Annotated in this window: 19 protein-coding genes; 10 read left to right on the plus strand and 9 right to left on the minus strand. The window is 41.4% G+C overall.

Annotated features, from left to right (window positions below; translation table 11 throughout):
* Window positions 1-92: 92 nt before the first annotated feature.
* The 3 genes from AC3IRX_RS02245 (at window position 93) to AC3IRX_RS02255 (ending at window position 4151) form a co-directional block, all read left to right on the plus strand.
* Window positions 93-1646, plus strand: a complete 1554-nt coding sequence (locus AC3IRX_RS02245; RefSeq protein WP_489210861.1) for a M20/M25/M40 family metallo-hydrolase — start codon at window positions 93-95, stop codon at window positions 1644-1646.
* A gap of 197 nt (window positions 1647-1843) precedes the next feature.
* Window positions 1844-3469: an L-glutamate gamma-semialdehyde dehydrogenase gene (gene pruA, locus AC3IRX_RS02250; protein WP_489210862.1), complete on the plus strand. Its 1626-nt coding sequence runs from the start codon at window positions 1844-1846 to the stop codon at window positions 3467-3469.
* 193 nt (window positions 3470-3662) lie between these two features.
* Complete coding sequence (locus AC3IRX_RS02255) at window positions 3663-4151, plus strand: copper resistance protein NlpE (protein WP_489210863.1); 489 nt, start codon at window positions 3663-3665, stop codon at window positions 4149-4151.
* Window positions 4152-4243: 92 nt separating this feature from the next.
* On the opposite strand, the gene AC3IRX_RS02260 is transcribed toward AC3IRX_RS02255, so the two are convergent.
* Window positions 4244-5266, minus strand: coding sequence for a 3-oxoacyl-ACP synthase III family protein (locus AC3IRX_RS02260; protein ID WP_489210864.1), 1023 nt, complete (start codon window positions 5264-5266; stop codon window positions 4244-4246).
* Between the two features lie 301 nt (window positions 5267-5567).
* Here AC3IRX_RS02260 and AC3IRX_RS02265 point away from each other — a divergent pair, with 301 nt between their 5' ends.
* A complete protein-coding gene (locus AC3IRX_RS02265; protein WP_489210865.1) occupies window positions 5568-6467 on the plus strand; it encodes a CorA family divalent cation transporter in 900 nt (299 codons plus the stop codon).
* A 4-nt stretch (window positions 6468-6471) separates the two neighbouring features.
* Here the strand turns inward: AC3IRX_RS02265 and AC3IRX_RS02270 are convergent, their stop codons facing one another.
* Complete coding sequence (locus AC3IRX_RS02270) at window positions 6472-7284, minus strand: SDR family oxidoreductase (protein WP_489210866.1); 813 nt, start codon at window positions 7282-7284, stop codon at window positions 6472-6474.
* 71 nt (window positions 7285-7355) lie between these two features.
* On the opposite strand from AC3IRX_RS02270, the gene AC3IRX_RS02275 reads away from it, so the two are divergent.
* Both AC3IRX_RS02275 and AC3IRX_RS02280 read left to right on the plus strand, forming a co-directional pair.
* Entirely contained in the window at window positions 7356-8723 is a 1368-nt protein-coding gene (locus AC3IRX_RS02275; protein WP_489210867.1) for an aldehyde dehydrogenase, read from the plus strand.
* A 296-nt stretch (window positions 8724-9019) separates the two neighbouring features.
* The gene (locus tag AC3IRX_RS02280; RefSeq protein ID WP_489210868.1) at window positions 9020-9232 is read left to right on the plus strand and encodes a helix-turn-helix domain-containing protein; all 213 of its coding nucleotides are present in this window, start codon (window positions 9020-9022) and stop codon (window positions 9230-9232) included.
* Between the two features lie 736 nt (window positions 9233-9968).
* Here AC3IRX_RS02280 and AC3IRX_RS02285 read toward each other — a convergent pair.
* Together AC3IRX_RS02285 and AC3IRX_RS02290 are read right to left on the minus strand one after the other, a co-directional pair.
* Complete coding sequence (locus AC3IRX_RS02285) at window positions 9969-10448, minus strand: ATP-binding protein (RefSeq protein ID WP_489211460.1); 480 nt, start codon at window positions 10446-10448, stop codon at window positions 9969-9971.
* 221 nt (window positions 10449-10669) lie between these two features.
* Window positions 10670-11245 carry a thioredoxin family protein gene (locus tag AC3IRX_RS02290; protein WP_489210869.1) on the minus strand — a complete coding sequence of 192 codons (576 nt, stop codon included), beginning with the start codon at window positions 11243-11245 and terminating at the stop codon, window positions 10670-10672.
* An 89-nt stretch (window positions 11246-11334) separates the two neighbouring features.
* On the opposite strand from AC3IRX_RS02290, the gene AC3IRX_RS02295 reads away from it, so the two are divergent.
* From AC3IRX_RS02295 to AC3IRX_RS02310, 4 genes are read left to right on the plus strand one after another with little or no spacing between them, the layout of a single operon-like run.
* Window positions 11335-12216 (plus strand): lysophospholipid acyltransferase family protein, encoded by an 882-nt coding sequence (locus tag AC3IRX_RS02295; protein ID WP_489210870.1) that lies wholly within the window; start codon window positions 11335-11337, stop codon window positions 12214-12216.
* 13 nt (window positions 12217-12229) lie between these two features.
* A complete protein-coding gene (locus AC3IRX_RS02300) occupies window positions 12230-13210 on the plus strand; it encodes a glycosyltransferase family 2 protein (RefSeq protein WP_489210871.1) in 981 nt (326 codons plus the stop codon).
* 40 nt (window positions 13211-13250) lie between these two features.
* Window positions 13251-14642, plus strand: coding sequence for an alpha-amylase family glycosyl hydrolase (locus tag AC3IRX_RS02305; protein ID WP_489210872.1), 1392 nt, complete (start codon window positions 13251-13253; stop codon window positions 14640-14642).
* The gene (locus AC3IRX_RS02310) at window positions 14639-15196 is read left to right on the plus strand and encodes a 3'-5' exonuclease (RefSeq protein WP_489210873.1); all 558 of its coding nucleotides are present in this window, start codon (window positions 14639-14641) and stop codon (window positions 15194-15196) included. The genes AC3IRX_RS02305 and AC3IRX_RS02310 overlap by 4 nt, the downstream gene beginning before the upstream one ends.
* A gap of 5 nt (window positions 15197-15201) precedes the next feature.
* On the opposite strand, the gene apaG is transcribed toward AC3IRX_RS02310, so the two are convergent.
* The 5 genes from apaG to AC3IRX_RS02335 form a co-directional block, all read right to left on the minus strand.
* Window positions 15202-15633 (minus strand): Co2+/Mg2+ efflux protein ApaG, encoded by a 432-nt coding sequence (gene apaG / locus AC3IRX_RS02315; protein WP_489210874.1) that lies wholly within the window; start codon window positions 15631-15633, stop codon window positions 15202-15204.
* Window positions 15634-15701: 68 nt separating this feature from the next.
* Window positions 15702-16943 carry a 2-oxoglutarate dehydrogenase complex dihydrolipoyllysine-residue succinyltransferase gene (gene odhB, locus AC3IRX_RS02320; RefSeq protein ID WP_489210875.1) on the minus strand — a complete coding sequence of 414 codons (1242 nt, stop codon included), beginning with the start codon at window positions 16941-16943 and terminating at the stop codon, window positions 15702-15704.
* A 62-nt stretch (window positions 16944-17005) separates the two neighbouring features.
* Complete coding sequence (locus AC3IRX_RS02325) at window positions 17006-19795, minus strand: 2-oxoglutarate dehydrogenase E1 component (protein WP_489210876.1); 2790 nt, start codon at window positions 19793-19795, stop codon at window positions 17006-17008.
* A gap of 113 nt (window positions 19796-19908) precedes the next feature.
* Window positions 19909-20946 carry an SRPBCC family protein gene (locus tag AC3IRX_RS02330; protein WP_489210877.1) on the minus strand — a complete coding sequence of 346 codons (1038 nt, stop codon included), beginning with the start codon at window positions 20944-20946 and terminating at the stop codon, window positions 19909-19911.
* An 81-nt stretch (window positions 20947-21027) separates the two neighbouring features.
* Window positions 21028-22299 carry a glucose-1-phosphate adenylyltransferase gene (locus tag AC3IRX_RS02335; protein WP_489210878.1) on the minus strand — a complete coding sequence of 424 codons (1272 nt, stop codon included), beginning with the start codon at window positions 22297-22299 and terminating at the stop codon, window positions 21028-21030.
* Window positions 22300-22320: the final 21 nt, after the last annotated feature.

A 22320-nucleotide genomic window follows, 5' to 3' on the forward strand; every position in this document is an offset into this window, starting at 1 on the left:
TCAAAAAGCAAATTGCGTAAAAGCTCGACTACAAGCGCAGTGTAAGGGTTTTATTTCAAATATTTTTAATATCTTCATCAAAAATTTAATTAATGAGGAATTTTACACGAATTATGACGGTTTCCCTATCGCTTACGGTAGGCCTCGTAGCAGCTCAGAATCAGCAGGCTATGGTGGATCAAATCATGAAAGAAACCTATGAAAACTCTCAACTTGAACCCCTTGCGTTTGAGTTACTAGACGGGATCGGCCCTAGACTTGTGGGAAGTCCAAAAATGCAACAAGCCCACGACTGGGCAGTAGCCAAGTTCAAGACTTGGGGCATTGAGGCTAAAAATGAGCAGTGGGGAGAATGGAAATCATGGGAAAGAGGAACTTCCTCTGCTACGATGGTGTATCCCTACACAAAATCTCTAGAAGCTATGCAGCTGGCTTTCAGCCCTGCAACCAGCTCAAAAGGAGTGACTGCGGAAGTCATCATGCTTCCTGTATTCAAAACCAAAGCGGAATTCGAAAAATGGCTTCCCCAAGTAAAAGGTAAACTCGTGATGGTATCTCAATACCAATCAAGCGGTAGACCTGATTACAATTGGAAAGAATTTGCAACCGAAGAATCGTACAAAGCTTACCAAGAGAGAACTCGCGCAGAAAGCAAAGCTTGGAACGAAAGTCTTGCCGTTTTAGGACTCTCATGGAGAAGTCTTAATAAGCCATTTGAAGAAGCTGGCGCTGCAGGTCTTGTGTGGAGCAATTGGAGCCGTGGATTTGGGGTGAATAAAATATTCTCAGCAGGAACGAAAAAAATCCCTGTAGTAGACGTCTCTTTAGAAGATTATGGACAACTTTACCGTATGCTTCAAAATGGGATTACTCCAAAACTTAACATCGTAACTTCAAGCAAAGACCACGGAATGGCACCGACATTCAACACGGTGGCTGAAATCAAAGGAAGTGAAAAACCAAATGAATATGTGATTCTTTCTGCCCATTTTGACTCTTGGGATGGAGGAACTGGAGCAACCGACAACGGTACCGGTACCATTACCATGATGGAGGTAGCCCGTATTCTTAAAAAATACTACCCGAACCCAAAACGTACCATTATCGTAGGATTATGGGGAAGTGAAGAACAAGGCCTTAACGGATCTAGAGGCTATGTATCAATGCACAAAGACAAAATGGACGGAATTCAGGCCGTTTTCAACCAAGACAACGGAACCGGAAGAATTCAAAACGTGAGTGGACAAGGCTTCTTAAATGCTTATGATTTTTTAGGACGTTGGTTTAGTGCAGCGCCTTCAAAATTGACAAGAGACATTAACTTTACGTTCCCAGGAACTCCTGGTGGTGGAGGGAGTGACCACGCTTCTTTCGTAGCGGCTGGAGCCCCTGCATTTATGCTAGGTTCTCTTAACTGGGCGTATGGAAGTTACACTTGGCACACGCAAAGGGACACGTACGACAAAATCGTATTTGACGATATTAAAAACAACGTAGCTCTTATCTCAATTTTGACTTACATGGCAAGTGAAGATCCTGAAAAGTCTTCTAACCAAAAAATCAACCTTCCCATTAACCCTAGAACGGGGAAACAAATGGAATGGCCAAAAGTATCAGAACCTACTCGTAAAGGAGGTCTTGACTAACTTTAAATTTTCTCTATGTCCGCCTGGTTTTCAAGCCAGGCGGATTTTTTTTTTAAATCGAAAAGGATTGAAGAGGAAGGAAGGCCGATCCTAGAACAAGTTTTTAATCCTTCCTACATTCCGAGAAACTTTGTCTTTCCACTTAAATCCCTTAACTTTGTACATACTCAAATTTTAATCTAAAAATCAATAAAAATATGTCTAAAGCTATTTCTCAGGTGCCATTCGCGGTGAATGAACCGGTAAGAACTTACGAACCGGGCTCTCCGGAAGTAAAATCACTCATTGCTACCTACAAAAAGATGTGGAAAGAAAAAGTAGCAATTCCAATGGTTATTGGTGGAAAAGAAGTGACTACCAAAACCGAGGTAAGAATCTCTTCTCCTCAAGACCATAAGCACAATCTTGGATTCTACTATGAGGGTACCATGAAGCATGTAGACAGTGCCATTAAAGCAGCTCTTGATGCGAAAGAAAAATGGAATGCTCTAGGTTGGGAACACCGCGCGGCGATCTTCTTAAAAGCAGCAGATTTACTTGCAGGACCTTACCGTGACAAACTTAATGCAGCGACCATGATCGGTCAAGGTAAAAACGTACACCAAGCGGAAATTGACGCTGCTTGTGAATTTATTGACTTCCTACGTTTCAACGTAGAATTCATGACGGACCTTTACAGCGAACAGCCTGTTTCTGACGAAGGAATCTGGAACCGCTCTGAATACAGACCGTTAGAAGGATTCTGTTTTGCGATTACACCATTTAACTTTACTGCTATTGCTGGGAACCTTCCTACTTGTATGGCTCTAATGGGAAATGTAGTGGTTTGGAAACCTTCCAACATGCAAATCTATTCTGCAAAAGTGATTATGGAGGTGCTTACGGAAGCAGGTTTACCTGCAGGGGTAATCAACATGGTCTTTGCAGACGGAGCGGATACTGCGAAACGCGTTCTTTCTCACCCAGACTTTGCAGGACTTCATTTCACGGGATCTACGCCTGTATTCCAAAGCATGTGGAAGATGATTGGGGAAAACATTCACCAATACAAAACCTACCCTAGAATCGTAGGAGAAACTGGAGGAAAAGACTTCGTAATGGTTCACCCTTCTGCCAATGTAGAAGCTGTGGCAACCGCCCTTGTAAGAGGTGCTTTCGAATACCAAGGTCAAAAATGTTCAGCGGCTTCAAGAGCGTACATTCCTAAATCTTTGTGGAAAGACGTGAAAAAAGTAATGGACGCTCAATTAAAGACCATCAAAGTGGGCTCACCAGAAGATCCATCGAACTTTGTTAATGCGGTGATTGATAAAAAATCCTTTGACAAATGTGCAGGTTATATTGAGAGAGCTAAAAAATCAAAAGATTCAAAAGTTATTTTCGGAGGAAATTGCGATGGAAAGAAAGGTTGGTTTGTTGAACCTACCGTGATTGAAACCACCAATCCTCAGTACGAAAGTATCTGCGAAGAAATCTTTGGCCCTATTCTTACCGTTTATGTATACGAAGACAAAGCTTGGGATGAAACCTTAGAGTTAGTAGATCAAACCTCTCCTTACTCTCTAACAGGGTCTATTTTCGCTCAAGACCGTTACGCGATTGCAGAGGCATACACTGCCCTTGAAAATGCATCCGGTAACTTCTATATCAACGATAAACCTACCGGTGCCGTTGTAGGACAACAACCTTTTGGAGGGTCTAGAGCCTCTGGAACCAATGACAAAGCAGGATCAAAAATGAACCTTCTTCGTTGGGTTTCTGTTCGCTCAATCAAAGAAACCTTTGTTTCTCCAAAAGACTACAAATACCCTTTCTTAGGCTAAGCCGAAGAAGAAGAATTTCTTAGAAAGACCTCGCGCAAAGCGGGGTCTTTTGTTTTTTCCACTTCTTACTATATTGAGTAACAAATGCTAACAAAAGCAATGCAAATACATGGCACTTCTAAAAATAAATAAAAGCACCTGCAAAAGGCCTTTAGCACAGTTTTTGAATTTATACTTTCAAATAAAAAACAAGATGAAAAAACCGATTATACTTTCTGCAGCAGTACTACTCTTTCTAGGTTCCTGCCAGAAAAAACAAACCGAGACGATTGAAAACCCAGCGGACACCATTACTATTGCAGCTCTAGAGGATTCTACGAGCGCGCAAGAGATTCCTATTGGAGATACCACGCAGAACTCTTTAGATTGGCAAGGCACCTATAAAGGTACACTTCCGTGCGCTTCTTGCAGCGGAATTGAAACGACTCTGACTATAAATACGGACGATAAGTACACCTTAAATCAAGTGTATGAAGGGGCAGATCAAAAGGATGGGGCAGAATTTAAGGAAGAAGGCACTTTTCAGTTTAGTAAAGACGGGTCCTACATCAGCCTCAAGTCAAACGAAAAGGACTTGGCGCCTACTCCCTCTGTTTATTTTGTGGCGGAAGGGCACCTATTTCAAGTGACCAAAGTTGGAGATCGAAACTTCAACCCGCAGTACAAACTATTGAAACAGTAGGTTCAGGACTAGACACAACTATACAAAAAAGACTACTCGATTCTTTATCGAGTAGTCTTTTTTTAAACTATGTGTGTGTGTCTAAAATTCTTCTAATATTCAAATAGGACGCTTCCCCATGTGAAGCCACTTCCAAAAGCAGAAAGTAGCACAAGGTCTCCCCTGTTTACCTTTCCTTTTTCTACCGCCTCTGCAAACGCTAAAGGAATTGAAGCGGCTGTGGTATTTCCAAAACGCTCAATATTGTTGTAAACCTGCTCGTCTTTTAGACCCAGCTTCTTTTGAACGAACTGAGCAATTCTTAAATTCGCTTGATGCGGGATGAATACATCAAGATCCTCCACCGTTTTACCGGCCTCTGCAAGGGCTTCTTGCATCGTTTCAGGGAACCTTGTGACGGCATGCTTGAATACGAAATTTCCATTCATGTGGGGATATATCTCTGCGCTTGTAACCGCCTCTGGCTCAAGTCTCATTCGATCGCTCCATCCGTACTTAGACCCTGGGAATTTCGTGCACAGCTCCTCGGCATATTTCCCCTCAGAGTGCATGTTGAAGGAGAGAATGTCTCCTTTCTCGTCTTCACTGGCACGAGAAAGAACCACGGCTCCTGCACCGTCCCCAAAGATGACCGAAACGCCTCTACCCTCGTCGGAAAAATCAAGACCAAAGGAATGTACCTCTGCTCCCACCACCAAAATGTTTTTATACGTACCGGATTTAATAAAGGCATTCGCAACGCTTAAAGCATAAACAAAACCGGAGCATTGGTTTCTAACATCGAGTGCACCGATGGTATCACAGCCTAGTTGTTCTTGCAGTAAGACTCCACATCCTGGAAAAAAATAATCGGGTGAGAGCGTTGCAAAAACGATGAAATCAAGGTCTTTCGCCTCTAATTTCGCGTTTTCTAAGGCCATTTGGCTTGCTTTTAGCCCTAAATAGGAAGTCGTTTCTTCGGCATCGTTACGCTCCTTTCGGTGATGACGCTGTTTAATCCCAGTTCTCTCTGTGATCCATTCATCGTTTGTGGTCATTAACTTTGACAAATCGTCATTCGTAACTACATTCTCGGGAACATAGTATCCCGTTCCTTTGATGATACTTCTTATCATAATTCGTATTCGTTTATCGTTTTGCTTTTCTTTCTATTTTCTGCGTAAGTAAGTGGACTCTTAAGCTCCCTTACAAATTACAGTAAATATAAGAAAAAGAGTGAGAATGGATTTTTTTCAACTCTTTCCTATGAATTTTTACGCTGTGCAAAGCCTGGGCGGCGGGTAAACGTTTTGCCATGGAATCGAGCGAACTTGAAAAAAGACAGGATAAATTTACACATTGCAATCTCTTGTGTTAAAATTTGCACTAAATTCGTTATCTAAACTAGCAAGCGCCCTCAACCTATTCCCTTTTAAGATGCCCTTAGAAACCCTTTATCAAAATGACCAGTGCCAATGGCTAGATCTGGAAAAACCAAGTGCAGAAGACTTGGAGAATCTCCACAAGGAACATAAGATTGGACGACTACTCTTAGAAGACGTGGTCGATCCCAATCACCTACCGAAATACGAAAAGGACGAAAATCTCGAATTCTTCCTAATTCGAGAAAGCACAGGTTCAACCCAAGGCGCTCACAATGCGATAAGTGATATCTCGACAAAAATTGGTGTTTTTTTAATGGGTTCGAAAATTATTACGGTTCACCGACTTCCCAACACCAGCATTCAAAAAGCAAAAGAATACCTGCACTCCAAAAAGAAGCCCCTTCGTGCTGAAGACATCCTCCTTAGGATTGCTCTAGAAGTCATTCAAACCTTCGACCAAGAATCCCAGGATATTTTTGAAATCTTAAACAAAAAAGAAGAGCAAATCTTTTTAAAGAAAGCGGACCGAGCCAACCAACTTCGTGGCCTCTACAAACTAAAGAGAAAAATCGGGCTTTCAATCCGCATCCTTAACAATTCCTCTCAGTGGGTTGAAAAGTTTGCGCATCTTGAGCTTTCCAGTACACAGTCGACCGACCTACATGATAAATACGTAGATGTCATGACCGATTATGAGCATATGCTCTCTCAGATCACAAATTTGATTTCCCTGTTCTTGGCCATTTCGGACCAAAAAGCCAATTATGTGATGAAGGTTCTAGCTATCTATTCTATGTACTTTTTACCCCTTAGCTTTATTGTGGGACTTTACGGAATGAATTTTCGTCACATGCCCGAGTTAAGTAGTCCATACGGGTACATTGGGGTGCTCCTTGTCATGGCTACGATTGTGATTGTTACCTATATTTATGTAAAACGGCGCAAATGGTAAGGCTTTATTTTTGAGTACGTCCTTTGAATCCGTTCATCGTGTCGTAAATTCCAAAAACATCACGCATGACCCACTGGTATACTTTTGCGGGTAAAATTCCTTGCGTAAGCCTTATGAACCAATAAGGAAGCGGGAGAGCTAGTAATCCTGAATGCTTTTCAATGGCTCTAATAATTTTTTCGGAGGTTTTTTCCGGATCCAAAATCGGAAGTACCTTCGATTTTACGCCGTCAAACATTCCCGTATTTATGAAAAAGGGCATAATGGTTGTGACATGCACCTGTTTTTTGAGCTCCTCCATTTCCAAACGAAGACTGTCACTCCAGCCCGTTAACGCCCATTTAGAGGCCGCATAGACCGCCATTTTCGGATTTGAAATCAGTCCTGCCGAAGAAGCAATATTACAGATGGATCCGCTGTTCTGCGCCGTCATCGGTCCTAGAAACTCTTTCGCAATTAGCATGGGTCCTGTGGAATTAACCCGAAGGGACTGCTCAATCTGAAAAGCCGAATTTTCATGAAAATAGCCTTTAAAAACAACGCCTGCATTGTTAATCAAAACATCCACTGCACCGTGCTTTTCTAAAACCTGCTTTGCCGCCGCGGCAATTTCCTCGCCTTTAGAAACATCTACCTTATAGATCTCCACGGCAGCGCCTAGACTTTCAAATTCTTGCGACACCGCCTCAAGGGCATCAAGGTTCAGGTCCCATAGCAAAAGGGATTTACAGCCCCTTTCAAGGCTTTTTCTAGCCATAATTTTTCCGATGCCAGAGGCACCTCCTGTAATCAGAACGGTTTTATTTTGAAAGTTCATACAAATTCCTTTTTCAAAGTTTCCTTTAATGAATTTAAAAAGTGCTAATTTTACAAATAAGCTTAAATGTAATGAACTTCCAAGATATAATCTCTACCCAAAGAACCTTTTTTCAATCGCATAAAACCAAAGATTTAAAATTCAGAAGAATTCAATTAGAACTTCTGCGATCTACGCTCAAGAAAAATGAAAATTTACTCTATGAAGCGCTGGAGAAAGATTTGGGTAAGTCCCGATTCGACACTTATGCAACCGAACTTTCTATGGTTTATAGTGAACTGGGTTACTATTTGAAGAATCTCCGCTCTCTATCTCGGCCTAAGAGAGTAAGAACCAACCTTGCAAACCTTCCGGGACAAAGCCGCATCTATCTAGAGCCTTTAGGCTTAGTTTTGGTCATGGCTCCATGGAACTACCCTCTTCAACTCTCATTGTGCCCTGCAATCGCTGCCCTTGCAGCAGGGAATACGGTGATTCTAAAACCGAGTGAACATGCACCCCATACGATGGCACTCCTCACTAGTCTCATCAACTCCACGTTTTCATCTCATTCCTTTTACTGCGCAAAGGGAGGACAAGAAGTTGCAAGTGAACTACTAGAGTACAAATGGGACAAGATCTTTTTCACAGGAAGCACCAAAGTCGGGAAAATCGTTTACGAAGCGGCCGCGAAACATTTGACCCCTGTGACTCTCGAACTTGGAGGCAAGTCTCCCGCAATCATCACGCGTTCCGCCGATTTAAAAACGGCAGCCAAAAGAATCGTGTGGGGAAAATTCCTAAATGCGGGACAAACATGCGTGGCACCGGATTATGTATTCGTTGATTCTGCTATTGAATCCCAGTTTTTATCGCACGTGACTCACTATCTTAAAAAGTTTCGATACGAAGCTCAAAGTACGCATTACACAAAGATCATCTCCCCTTCTCATTTCGAAAGGCTGGAAGGCCTCTTAGTCGGAGAGGATCCCTATTATGGAGGCAATCGAAATAAAGAGACCCTTTATTTTGAACCTACCGTCATTCGCGGCGTCACTAGGGAGAGTCCGTTAATGCAAGAAGAAATATTTGGACCTATTTTACCGATCCTCTCTTACAGCTCTTTTTCACAGGCACTTCAGAGCGTACTTCATGACGAAAAACCTCTAGCAGCCTATCTTTTTTCAAATCGAAAACAGGAAAAAGAGGCCTTTTTAACTCAGCTTTCCTTTGGTGGGGGCTGCATAAACGATGTGGTTATGCATCTCACCAATCCAAGTTTACCCTTTGGCGGTGTGGGCTCTTCAGGAATGGGCAGTTACCATGGAGAAAAGGGCTTTCGCACTTTTTCCCATGAAAAATCAATTCTTAAGCGAACCACTTGGGGAGAGCCCTCAATTAAATATCCTCCCTACTCGAAGTCCAAATTAGAATGGATTAAAAGACTTATGTCATTTTAGAAGAAGTTAGTGATTAGGCTTTTGAATCGAAATAACTAAGTTTCGACCCTATCTCATTCAACATATTCAAATGATAATACGCTCTGTTACAAATATCTCCTAAATTTGTGACAGAATCATTTGATGAAACCCATGTGAAAATTTAACATTAAACAGTTATTTTTTCTTTTAATATGCTCTATTATTTCAAGTATTTTATATCACATCGCATATAAAATACACTTCTAAACAAATAATATACGCATTTACATATACTTTTATATATTTGTAGTAAATACCTGCAAAAGCATATAAAAATGTATAGAAGTTTAGCACAATTTACCAAAGATAAACGCAAAGAAGCCCATCTTACACAGCAAGAATTTGCTGAAAAAGCAGGTGTTGCTTTGACTGTGGTTAGAAAAATAGAACAAGGAAAGGAGAATTTAAGTTTAACAAAAGTAAACCAAGTTCTTTTAATGTTTGGTCATAAATTAGCTCCGGTAATCTTAAAGGAAATTGAGAAATGAGACGTATCCGCCCTACGAACTACATATTGTCTGACCTGAATTGAGGCTTTAGCTTTGCTTCATTTTTTTTTAGATGACTAGAGGTGAAGCAGGACCGTCCAAAATGAAACGATTTACCTCTAGAGCATCTACGACAAATCTGAATAAGACACCATCTCTGATAAACAAATTCAGGATCTTATCATTCTTTTTCATTGTTGTCCGATAAAAGAGTAACCAAAAAAATGGCTACTCAATTTTTAGTAAGTTTGAAGTTCCTACACTATCAACTACTATGGGTAAAAGTAATCATTTGAACAGGCTGAAAGTCAAAGAGAATATCTGATTTTTGATGAGTTACAACGCTTAGCCAAAGCAGAAAATAATATCCAGTATTGAAGAAAACTTTTCTTTTTTCGTGTTTATCAGGATTACGCTGGTCAGATATTAGTTTTTTAATTTGGAAAGAAGTTCGTGATGAAGGTGATACTTCTAGGGTCAATTTCCGACAAGAAAAAACGGATGGCGTAGAATATTTATATATCTCAAAACAAGCCAGAGACTTGTGAGGAGAAAGACAAAATCCACAAGAAAAAATTTTCAAGGGTTTGAGATATGGAATGACCTACCAATAAAATCACATTTCTGATGTGCCATTTTAGTGTCACATTTTATCCTAAATAAAAATCATATGGTGTACATTGCCTATTATTAAACACCTTTCAAGAATTCTTTTGTGCCACTTATGTGCCAATAATTACAATATTTCCCAAAACCCTTCTTTTTTACTACCCGATCTTTTTATAACATTTTCATCTTTTAATTCATTAAGAATACGGTTCATTGTTCGAACGGAAGTGCTAAGATTATTTCCCATTTCAACAATAGTAATTTTCGGATCTTCCTTAATCAAATCCAGAACTTGTTGCTGCATACTTACTTCTATGTAATTAAAAATCACATAGAATCCATTATCCTCATATCTAAAAATTGGGACAGGTATTTTGGCGACTTTAGCTTCGTTAAAAATTTTAATTGTTCCTCTTCCCCAGGATTCGATAAGTCCGCTTCTGAAAAAAGCATTAGCAATGTCAGGATTGTAGGGTCGGGAAGGATGCTTTACCTTCAGTTTTGCCACCGTCCAATTTTCTGGTAATTCACCCTCATTCCAGATAGTCCTTGAGTTTTGTAAAGGAAATCGCCATGGTAGATTATACCCGTATCTTGATGTTGTAATTGCAGTTTTCTGCCATTGGCTAAATACTCATATCGCAGCGTATCTGACGTTTTGGCAATTTCATTTGGTAGGTTTAGACGGTTGTATAGGATAGCCTCTAGGCCGGTAACTTTAATTTTCGTTAGGTTTGCATTGCGATTTCACTTAAATATTGAATAGAAAACCGTCTCAAAATCAAATTGAGACGGCTTCAGAAAAATATTACTTGATTTCTTTGCTGCTTATGCCTTTGGCTTCCACGCATTGAAAAATGCTTTCACCTTCTCTAGGCTGTAGCCTTTATCTTGTTCTAAACTTCCACTCTCTTGGGTGTGAATTTGTTTTCCGTTTTTATCAAGGACGATAAAAACAGGATATCCGAACTCATCCCCAGGATTTCCATAGCTCGCAAAAACTTTTTCGTTTTTGTTCTTTGGCGAATAGTTCAAATGGTAATAAAGGTAATTCTGATCAATAATTTCTTTTAACTCTGGCGTGGTTTGTACGTATTGATTAAATCGCAAACACCAAATACACCAGTTCCCTCCGGCTTGAAGTATAATGTTCTTGTTTTCTTTTTGTGCTTGCACTACGAGTTCTTTAATTTTGGCTTCTGCATCTTCTGTCTCACTATAGGGCTTGGGAAGAGCGGCCTTTTCTTTATCTTGATCCGCCTTCTTCTTCGCCGCAATTGCCGCACTGTCCTGCACTTCAACTACTGTAGAGTCCACTGTCGTCTTGCCCGTTTCGCTTTTCTTTGCACAAGAAAAAAGCGTTAACGAAAAGACGGCGAGGGCTAAAATTTTGATTTTTTTCATATTAATAAGTTCAAATTGGAATCAAAAATACAGCTTTTATTTTACTCCTTACCTTGTCTCGGGATTTAATTCTTAAATTTGTACACTTTATGAAGGTACTCTTACGCTTATTCCTTTGGATCTCAAAACTCCCCTTGTGGCTGCATTACGGCATGTCCGATATTCTGTACTTTTTAAATTATTATTTGATTGGCTACCGAAAAAAAGTAGTGAGAACCAATCTTCAGAATGCCTTTCCAGAAAAAAGCAAAGAAGAAATCTCAAAAATTCAAAAAGAATTCTATCGAAATTTTACGGATTATCTTGTAGAAACAGTAAAGCTTTGGAGCATTTCAGAGCGAGAATTAAGAGTCCGAGTACAGCATATTAATCAGAATGTATTTAAAGAGGCAAAAGAGGAAGGGAAAAACGTCATCCTTTTAGCGGGTCATGTCTTTAATTGGGAGTGGATTTCCGCATTAGCCACCTCGCTTCCTCAATCCCACTCCTATCCGGTTTATCGAAAAATCAACAATTCGTTTTGGGATCAGCAGATTTTGAAAATCCGAAACCGATTTCAAAACCAGTCTCTTGAAGATAAGGACGTAATAAAACATATTTTAAGCCATCCCAATGACGGAGACTCCGTGTATATGTTTGTCGCGGATCAATCCCCTCACCACACTCACGTGGACAAAGGTCTTGATTTTTTAAATCAAGAGACCCCTGTGTTTATCGGGTACGATAAGCTCGCCACACGAAAGGATCTTTTCTTCATTTATTGCGACATGAAAAAGGTAAAACGGGGCTATTACCAAATTAACTACGAAAGAATTTACCCTGAACAGGAGCGCTTTGCTGCTTTCGAAGTGGTTCAAAAATTCCATCATCTTTTAGAAAATACCATTCAAAAAAGACCTGCAAATTACCTTTGGTCCCACCGCAGGTGGAAATACCAAAAGCAGATTAAAAGTCTACTCCCGCCCTTATAATGCTTTGATCCCTATGACTTCAACTCCTGATTTAGCCATCGCCATTTTGAATTGGAACGGCAAGAAATGGCTCGAAAAATTTCTTCCCTCGGTTTTAGTGCACTCAGAAGGCGCCCAAATCTATGTGATCGACAACGCCTCGAGCGACGATTCTCTTACTTTTTTGAAAGAGAACTACCCTCAGGTTCATATCGTGGTAAACACGCAAAACCATGGCTTTGCGGCAGGCTATAACGAAGGGTTAAAAAAGATCAAAGCGAAATTCTATTGTCTTTTAAATTCCGATGTAGAAGTGACTGCGGACTGGCTTTCTGCGCCACTTGAACTTTTCTACGCGCGTCCTGACATTGCCGCAATTCAGCCCAAAATTCTTAGCTATTCGCAAAAGGATACATTTGAATTTGCAGGAGCTGCAGGAGGACTCATTGACAATTTAGGCTATCCCTATTGCCGGGGAAGAGAGTTTGATACTCTTGAAAAAGACCTAGGTCAATACAACGACCAAACAGAAATCTTCTGGGCCTCAGGTTGCTGTCTTTTTATTCGAAGCAAAGATTTTTGGGTACAAGGGGGATTTGATGAGCGATATTTCGCTCATCAGGAAGAAATTGACCTTTGCTGGAGACTCAAAAATTCGGGGAGAAAAATTTTCTATACGGGATTTTCAAAAGTATACCATGTGGGCGGTGGAACTCTTAATAAGCAAAGTCCACAAAAGACCTATTTAAACTTCCGAAACAACCTATCCATGCTACTCAAGAACCTTCCTTTTCCTTCTTTACTGGGCCTGATTTTTCTTCGCCTTTGTCTGGATGGAATCGCAGGCATTCGTTTTGGAATCCAAAACGGACTGCCTCACCTTTGGGCCGTAGTACGAGCGCACTTCGCATTCTATGGACAGGCCAAAGAAACCTGGAAGAGAAGAGGCGCTTATCAAATGAAAAAATTCTACCAAAGCAAATGGCTTATTTTCAGACATTTTCTTTTGAAATAACGCTCGGAATTAAGTAAATTGAACCCTTAATTCCATACCGATGAGATGTCTTCGCTCTTTTCTTAGCCTTTCCCTTTTGCTCTATATAACGTTACTTGCTGCCCAAAAAAGATCCCCTAACTACCAGCCTAAACCCTATGTAGAGTTAAATACCCCTTCGTGGGTTAAAAACGCTACACTCTACGAACTGAACGTAAGACAATTCTCGAAAGAGGGTAATTTTAAGGCAGTTCAAAAAGCACTGCCCGAGCTAAAAGCGATGGGCATTGACATCCTTTGGCTCATGCCAATTCATCCCATTGGAGAGAAAAACCGCAAAGGCACCTTAGGGAGTTATTATTCGGTGAAAGACTATTATGGTGTCAATCCCGAGTTTGGAACCAAAGAAGATTTCAAAGAATTGATCGAGGCTATTCATGCCCAAGGAATGCATGTCATTCTCGATTGGGTAGCAAACCACAGCAGTTGGGACAATGCTCTTGTGACGGACCACCCGGATTGGTATTTACGCAATTCTAAGGGAGAGTTTCAGCCTACACCTTGGCGAGATTACGACGATATAATTGATTTTGATTATTCAAAACCTGCTTTAAGAGAATACATGACTAGGGCCCTTACCTACTGGGTCGAGGAGTTTGATATCGACGGGTACCGATCTGACATGGCTAGTTTTGTTCCTCTTGAGTTTTGGGAAAACGCAAGAGCAGAACTAGAAGAAATAAAGCCGGTATTTCTCCTAGCAGAAGCGCAGGACAAAGAGCTCCATCGTCACGCATTCGATGCCACCTACGCATGGGAACTCTACAATGTACTTCATCAGATCACAACGAAGCACACCCCAATCTTTCCGCTCACGGAAGGCTATATCGCAGAACATGTGTCTATCTTCCCCAGAGAAGCCATCCGACTTCAATTCACGGACAACCACGATAAAAACTCTTGGGAAGGCAATCAAAACCTCAATTTCAAAGAAGGCCTCAAAGCCGCTATGGTACTCATGACCACCCTCGATGGGATGCCCTTAGTGTATAGCGGACAAGAAGCAGGCCTCTCCCGATCCCTTGATTTTTTTGAGAAAGATCCGATCTCGTGGCAAGCGCATGAAAACCGCGCAATTTACACCACGCTATTTCAATTGAAACACCAAAACCAAGCCTTATGGAATGGCAAATGGGGCGGAGAAATGCAGCGCATTACCAACTCAAAAAAAGACCACGTACTTAGTTTTGTTCGAGAAAAAAACGGAGACAAAGTCCTTACGGTTGTAAATCTAAGCCCTACAGCTCAAAATTTCACGTTAGATCTAAGCGAGCATAGCGGAGAGTACAATAATGTGTTTGAGGGCAAAAAACAAACCCTGAGCCCTAACCAAAGCCTCGTTTTAGAACCCTGGGCCTATTTAGTGCTCAGTCAAATAAACGCTAAGCCATGATTGATTTTTGCGCCATCGATTTTGAAACAGCCACCCATGAGAGAAGTTCCGCTTGTGAGCTTGGGGTCACCGTCGTAGAGCAAGGAAAAATCGTACAGACCAAAACCTGGCTCATCAAACCGCCAAGTTTTCCGTACTTCCATCCCCGAAACATTGAAGTGCATGGGATTGAGCCTAAGGACGTCGCACACGCTCCGACCTTTGCAGAGATTTGGGATGAGATCTACGAGCTGCTTTATGGTAATCTTTTCCTAGCGCACAATGCTGGCTTTGATGCAGGCGTGTTAAGAGCGAGTCTAGAACATTATGGTCTGTTTACTCCCAAATTAAATTACCTCTGTTCCATTCAGGTGGCCAAACGCTCTTGGAAAGGTTTAGGGAGTTATAGTTTGAAGAATTTGGCCCTTGCACATCAGTTGGAGTTTAAACACCACCGTGCGGGCGAAGATGCAGAAGTGTGCGCTAAATTAGCGCTACTTGGCTTTGAAAGACTTATCATTACCTCGACAGAGGAAATCCTGCCTGTTTTTCAAAAGCAGATTAAAAAGCTTTAGCTCTTTTAATTGCACAAAACGAGCGAGTGCAATTTGAACTTTGGAATTTCGACGTTGATAAGTTCCTGAGTGAGTAAGTTTCGAAATTGATATTCTCCTGTCATATAGCCTACGCCAGAACTTAAGAGTACATTGGAAAAATAGTCAAAATCATGCCCTGGTAAAATCACAGGCGTAAGCCCAATGACCCCTTCCCCTTTCACCTCGGTAAATCCGAAACCTAAATCGTAGATCAGCCATTCCCTTCGTAGCAATTGAATGGGAATTTTGCTCAGATTTTCGATGGTAATATCGTACCGAAAGACAAATCGATTCTCGAGTGGATAGCTGTTTTTGCTATCGTATACGGGGCGCGCGGTTACCTTAATATTGAAACTCGTTTTAGACTCCATGCCAGGTTTTTGCTGAATGGCTGCAAAAAGGTTGCCTAAGTCCATCTAGGGCCAAAAAAAAATCCTACAAGCTATTTAGCTGTAGGATTTCTTATTATTTAAAAAGGAACTAATTAGAGTTCTAGTCCTTTGCGCTCGTCTCCACCCAATAGGAATTCCAAAGGATTGTCAATGGCTTCTTTCACAGCCACAAGGAATCCTACAGATTCTTTCCCATCGATGATACGGTGGTCGTAAGACATGGCCAGGTACATCATCGGACGAATCTCCACTTGTCCGTTAATGGCTACGGGTCTTTGAAGAATGTTGTGCATTCCTAAGATCGCAGATTGAGGTGGGTTGATAATTGGAGTCGAAAGCATCGATCCAAATACACCTCCATTGGTGATGGTAAAGGTACCTCCTGTCATTTCGTCTACACTAATGCTTCCTTCACGTACTTTGTCTGCAAGAGATTTAATGTTTGCCTCTACGCCTCTAAAGCTCATGTTCTCTGCATTTCTTAATACAGGGACCATCAGTCCTTTTGGACCCGAAACGGCAATCGAAATATCTGCAAAATCGTAATTGATTTTGTAATCTCCGTCGATGGATGCGTTCACGTCAGGATACATTTCTAAGGCTCTTGTCACTGCCTTCGTAAAGAAAGACATGAATCCAAGTCCAATTCCATGCTTCGCTGTAAATTCTTCTTTGTGCGCCTTGCGAATTCTGAAAATTTCAGACATGTCCACTTCGTTAAAAGTAGTTAGCATTGCGGTTTCATTCTTCACAGAAACAAGTCTACTAGCCACTTTTCTTCTAAGCATAGAGAGTTTTGTTGTGGTCATTTCTCTTGATCCTGAAGTTGAGGATACGGCTCCAAAAGAAGGGTTTGCGTTTACCGCATCTTCTTTTGTAATTCTAGCATCACGTCCAGTTCCAGATACCGTAGAGGGGTCAATTCCCTTTTCGTCTAGTACTTTTTTAGCGGCCGGAGAAGGCGTACCTGCTGCGTAAGAATCCGATTTAGGAGCTTCTTGTTTCGGGGCTGCTGGCGCCGGAGCTTCTTGTTTCGGAGCTTCTGCTTTTGGTGCTTCTGCTTTCGGAGCCTCTGCTCCTGCTGCTGGCTTTTGTCCAGATCGGTCGATAAGACATACCACCTGACCTACTTCTACCAAATCACCTTCTTCTGCTTTCAAGGTAATAATCCCACTTTCCTCTGCAGGAAGCTCTAGGGTAGCTTTGTCAGAATCTACTTCGGCAATTGGCTGGTCTTTCTCTACGTAGTCACCGTCTTTCACTAACCAGGTTGCAATTTCAACCTCTGTAATGGATTCGCCCGGTGAAGGAACTTTCATTTCTAGAATTGACATATTTGAATGTTTTTTTTTCGTTAATTATTTTATTGATTTTTCTAAAGACGGTACTTTTTAATTTAAGCCGAAGTAAACACGCGCTGAAGGATATCGGCTTGGTTGTTCTCGTACATCTTATGGCTACCCGGTGCAGGCGATCCACTTGCAATCGGAGCGACCACTTCAATATTTTCCTTGCGGAAATTTCGAAGAATGTAAGACCATGCTCCCATGTTCTCTGGTTCTTCCTGAGCCCAAACAAGCTCTGTTCTTCCACTATATTTTTGAAGAATTTCTTGCATTTTATCCTCTTGAATTGGGTAAATCTGTTCCAAACGAACAATCGCAACATCTTCTCTTCCGAGTTCTTCTTGTTTGGCTAAAAGCTCAAAGTAAAATTTTCCACTACAAAGCACTACTTTTTTCACCTTCTCCGCTTTCGCGATCGGATCGTCTAAAATAGGCTGGAATCCGCCTTGAGCAAAATCTTCTAATTTCGAAACCACTTTCGGGTGACGTAAAAGAGATTTTGGAGACATGACAATTAAAGGCTTTCTAAAGTTCCACTTTAATTGACGTCTTAATAAGTGGAAGAAGTTGGCAGGTGAGGTAATGTTCGCCACCACCATGTTTTCATTCGCAGCCAGTCCTAAGAATCTCTCAAGTCTTGCAGAGGAATGCTCTGCCCCTTGGCCTTCTGATCCGTGAGGAAGTAACATTACGAGTCCGTTTTGCGTTTTCCACTTTTCTTCAGCCGCCGCTAAATACTGGTCAATAATAATTTGGGCACCGTTGACAAAGTCACCAAACTGCGCCTCCCAAATGGTAAGGGTGTTTGGAGAAGCCATGGCATATCCGTAATCAAATCCTAGAACTCCGTACTCAGAAAGGTGGGAATTGTAAATTCGGAAGGTGGTGTCTCCTAAATGATCTAACGGGATGTATTCTTCTTCTGTGTCCTCAGTTTTTACGATTGCGTGACGGTGAGAGAAAGTTCCTCTCTCTACGTCTTCTCCTGAAATTCGAATGTCATGGCCTTCGTTAAGTAGGGTTGCATAGGCAAGCCACTCACCCATCGCCCAATCTAAGGAATCCGTTTCAATCATCTTAAGTCGCTGATCAAAAAGACGCGTGATTTTCTTAATGAAATTTTTATCCTTTGGAAGACTTACCATTTTTACGGCTAAGTCTTTTAAAGTCTCTAAATTAAAACTGGTATTCACCGGTTCTTGCAGACCCCCTCTTTTTCCCAGTGGGAATTTTTTCCAAGCCTCACTCATGAAAATATCCATGACGTTCTTCTCGATTTGTTTTGACGCATCAAAATCCTCATCAAGTAGGGCCTTAAAGTCCGTTTCCATCGCTTTAAGAACCTCTTCCGAAACCACATTTTCTTTTACCAGTTGAGTCTTGTAAATTTCACGTGGATTGGGGTGCTTTGAGATGGCTTTATAAAGATTCGGTTGGGTGAAACGAGGTTCATCCCCTTCGTTATGTCCGTATTTACGGTAGCCTAATAAGTCAATGTAAACATCTTTCCCGAATTTCGCTCTAAACTCTGCCGCAAAGCGAATGGCATGCACGACCGATTCCACATTGTCTGCATTGACATGCATCACCGGGGAACTCGTTACTTTCGCAATGTCCGTACAGTAGTTGGACGATCTTGCATCCGCATAGTTCGTAGTAAAGGAAACTTGGTTATTCACTACAATATGAACACTTCCTCCTGTTTTGTATCCTTCAAGAGACATCATCTGTGCGACTTCGTATACAATTCCTTGCGCGGCAATCGCGCCGTCTCCATGAATTACGATAGGAAGCACTTTGGAGAAATCTCCCTCGTACAAATGATCCACTTTCGCACGGCAAATTCCCATGACAAGGGATCCTACAGTTTCAAGGTGGGAAGGGTTTGGAGTTAGGTTAATAGAAACCTCTTCTCCGTTGGCTGTTACAATTCGTTTAGAAGAACCTAAATGGTATTTTACGTCTCCTGAAAAAACATCCTCTTCAAATTCCTTTCCCTCAAATTCAGAAAAGATTTGTTTGTAGGATTTTCCAAATATATTCGTGAGTACATTTAATCTTCCTCGGTGAGCCATCCCTAGTACAACTTCGTCCACACCCAGTTGAGAGGAACGCGTAATGAGTTGGTCTAAGGCTGGAATAAGAGATTCTCCTCCTTCTAAGGAAAACCTTTTTTGACCTACGAATTTCGTATGAAGGTAATTCTCGAAGGCAACCGCTTGGTTTAATTTTTGCAAAATCTCGACCTTTTCGTCCGCAGAAAGCGTCGGATGGTTTTCATTGACTTGCAACCATTGTTGAACAAAGTTCTTTTCCTCTACATTGTCTATATGCATATACTCCACTCCGATGGAATCGCAATAAATTTTCTGCAAATGCGCAAGAATGTCTTGAAGAGTGGCTGCGCTAGGCATCCCGGTTTGGGTGGCGCAATTAAATTTTAAAGACAAATCCCCTTGGCTAAGGCCAAAGTTCTCAATATCTAAGGTCGGCTCAAAATGGCGACGCTCGCGAATCGGATTGGTTTGGGTAAAAAGATGCCCTCTTAATCGGTACGCATTTATCAAATCCAAAACCTTAAATTCTTTGACAATTTCTTCAGGAATTTCTCCCTGACCCACCGCCGGCTTTGCACTTACGGCTTTTTGAGTCGTATTAAGCGAGGAGGAACTAGAAACTACCGGGGGCCCATCTTCCCCATAATTCTCTAAGGCAAAGTCAAAACCTTGAAAAAAGGCCTTCCAAGAAGGCTCCAAAGAATCCGGGTATTTTAAATATTTTTGGTACAAATCCTCAATGAGTTGAGAATGTGCTGCGTTTAGAAAGGAAAATCGATCCATTATTTACAGTTTCTGTTCAATAAAAATGTTAGTCTACAAATTTAATAAATTTCTATGACCCAAAGGGAATGAAAGCGCTAAAATAATTATGCATGATTCGCCAATTTTTCGCCTTAGCGAAAAACGGGTAGTGACAATTTTAAATTCACCTCTGAGTTTTCTTTCGGCGCTTGAAAAAATCGCTGTGAGAGTTCCCCATAACGAAGGGAGTCCGCCTTTGCTTTTGCCACTAATTTCGCCACGGCCCCTTGTCTTTTTTCAAATGGGCCTTTGTAATAAAGCACATAGGTTTTCGCAGCATTAAGTGTTTTAAAACTAAAACTATTGTCTGAAAGCGCACTGCGTTTTGATACCGGAAACCCATAAAAGTACGAGACTTCGCTCGATTTTGTATTCTGAGCCTGTGAAACTAAGATCGGAAAGCCAAATTCTTCCTCGTCTTTACCCAAATCGGTTGTAATGTAATTAAAGACTTTGTTGTGATTCAAAACAATGTTTTTGAACAGGGCATCGCCATGGTTGGAAGTACTCACATTGACACCCACCAATAGGGCTCCCTCCTGCTCCTCTACCATTAGAGAATCGTACGTGATTTTGGAGAGCAACTGGTCCCTGTCCACGCGGTTACTCAAAACCGAAGAAAGCGAAAGCATACTTTGGTCCACGATCTTTCTAAATTCTTCTTCGTTCCATCGGCTAAGTGAACTTTTAAAAACAGACCGACTCGGGGTCTTTACACTCCAACGAATCTTGGTTTGATTCGGACCCATTTCTTTGAACTTTAAATCAATCAGATACGGAAGACTTTCCGTTCCTTCAAAAAGTTGGTAACGAAGGGTGGAATTGGGATTTTCGTAGCGAAGAAACATTTCCATCGTATGGCTGTTTTTCGGATCAAAATAATGAAGCGAGGCGCCTTTTCCCTCGTACGGGCGAAAGAAATGAATCTGTGAGGACTCTGAGCCTTTCACTAAAACGTTCCATCTTGCAAATTGCTTTAAGTCCCGAAACATCGGAAACACTTTCTCAAGGGGATAGTCTACATTTTTTTCAATCGTATACTGTGTGCTGCCTTTTTCAAAAAGAAGAGACAGTCCGTATCCTAGCAAAATAAGAGCCGCAAAAATAAAGGCAAATCGAATCCAACGCATGGGCAAAAATAACAATTCGCTAGCGAGTGAGCAACCCCTGCTCCCCGCTAACGAAAAATAATTGAGTAACTAATTTTTAAATCAACCAATCTGAGTTCCTTCTGGAATCACAGCTCCTTTTTTAATCACCACAACGCCGTCTTTAATGGAATGCGTATGAAAATCTCCGTCTTGGAGGTGCTTCCCTCCAATGATCTTCACGTGGTTACCAATGCGCGCATTTTTATCAATGATCGCGCGGTCAATGTAGCAGTATTTTCCAATGCCAAGGTTGGGTTCACCCGTGCGGTCATTTTCTACAATATCCATCGTGGATTGGTAAAAATCCGACCCCATCATGTAGGAATTTAGAACTGTACTTCCCTTGTCTACCCTAGTTCGGTTTCCAATGACTGAATTCTCAATCTTATCGGCCATAATAATGCACCCGTCTGCAAAGACAGCGCGCTGCACATAGGAGCCTAAAATTTTGGTAGGCGGTAGCATTCTCGCTCTAGAATAAATCGGTTTGCTACTAAAGAGATTGAATTTTGGAAAATCCTGAGCGAGGTCAATGTTCGCCTCGTAAAAAGATTCAATGGTCCCAATGTCGGTCCAATACCCGTCGTATTGAAAACTAAGGGTCTTGTATCCCTTTTCAATAGCATTCGGAATTAAGTCCTTTCCAAAATCATCGCCGGGATCCTCTTCAAACATTTTTCTAATAATGCCTTTGTTGAATACATAGATCCCCATCGAGGCCAAGTAATGGTTTCCTTTGTTTTTATTTTGTTCTGAGACTTCGCTTCTCCATTCGGAAAGTTCCTCTTCACTCGGTTTCTCCACAAACGATTCAATGGCACTACTCTCGTTGGATTTTAAGATTCCAAAACCAGGCGCATCTTTTGCGCTGACCGGAATGGTTGCAATCGTAATGTCACCTTTTTGTGCAATATGAAAATCAATCATTTCTCTGAAATCCATTTGATACAATTGATCTCCGGAAAGAATGAGCACGTAATCAAAATCGTACTTTTCGAGGTGTCGCATGCTTTGACGCACCGCATCGGCGGTGCCCTGAAACCACTCCTCGCTATCCATATTTTGTTCCGCCGCTAGAATATCCACAAAGCCTCGACTAAAGATATCGAAGTGATAGGAATTCTTAATGTGAGAGTTTAAGGAGGCAGAATTAAACTGTGTAAGCACCATAATTCGGTTAAATCCCGAATTCAAACAATTGGAAATCGGAATGTCCACGAGACGGTATTTCCCTGCAATAGGTACCGCAGGCTTGCTTCTGGATTGCGTCAATGGAAAGAGGCGACTTCCGCGCCCACCGCCCAAAACAATGGAAATTACATTGGGTTTCATACTGAATTTTTTTTTGTAATG

Source organism: Epilithonimonas sp. KH_059, assembly GCF_057838485.1.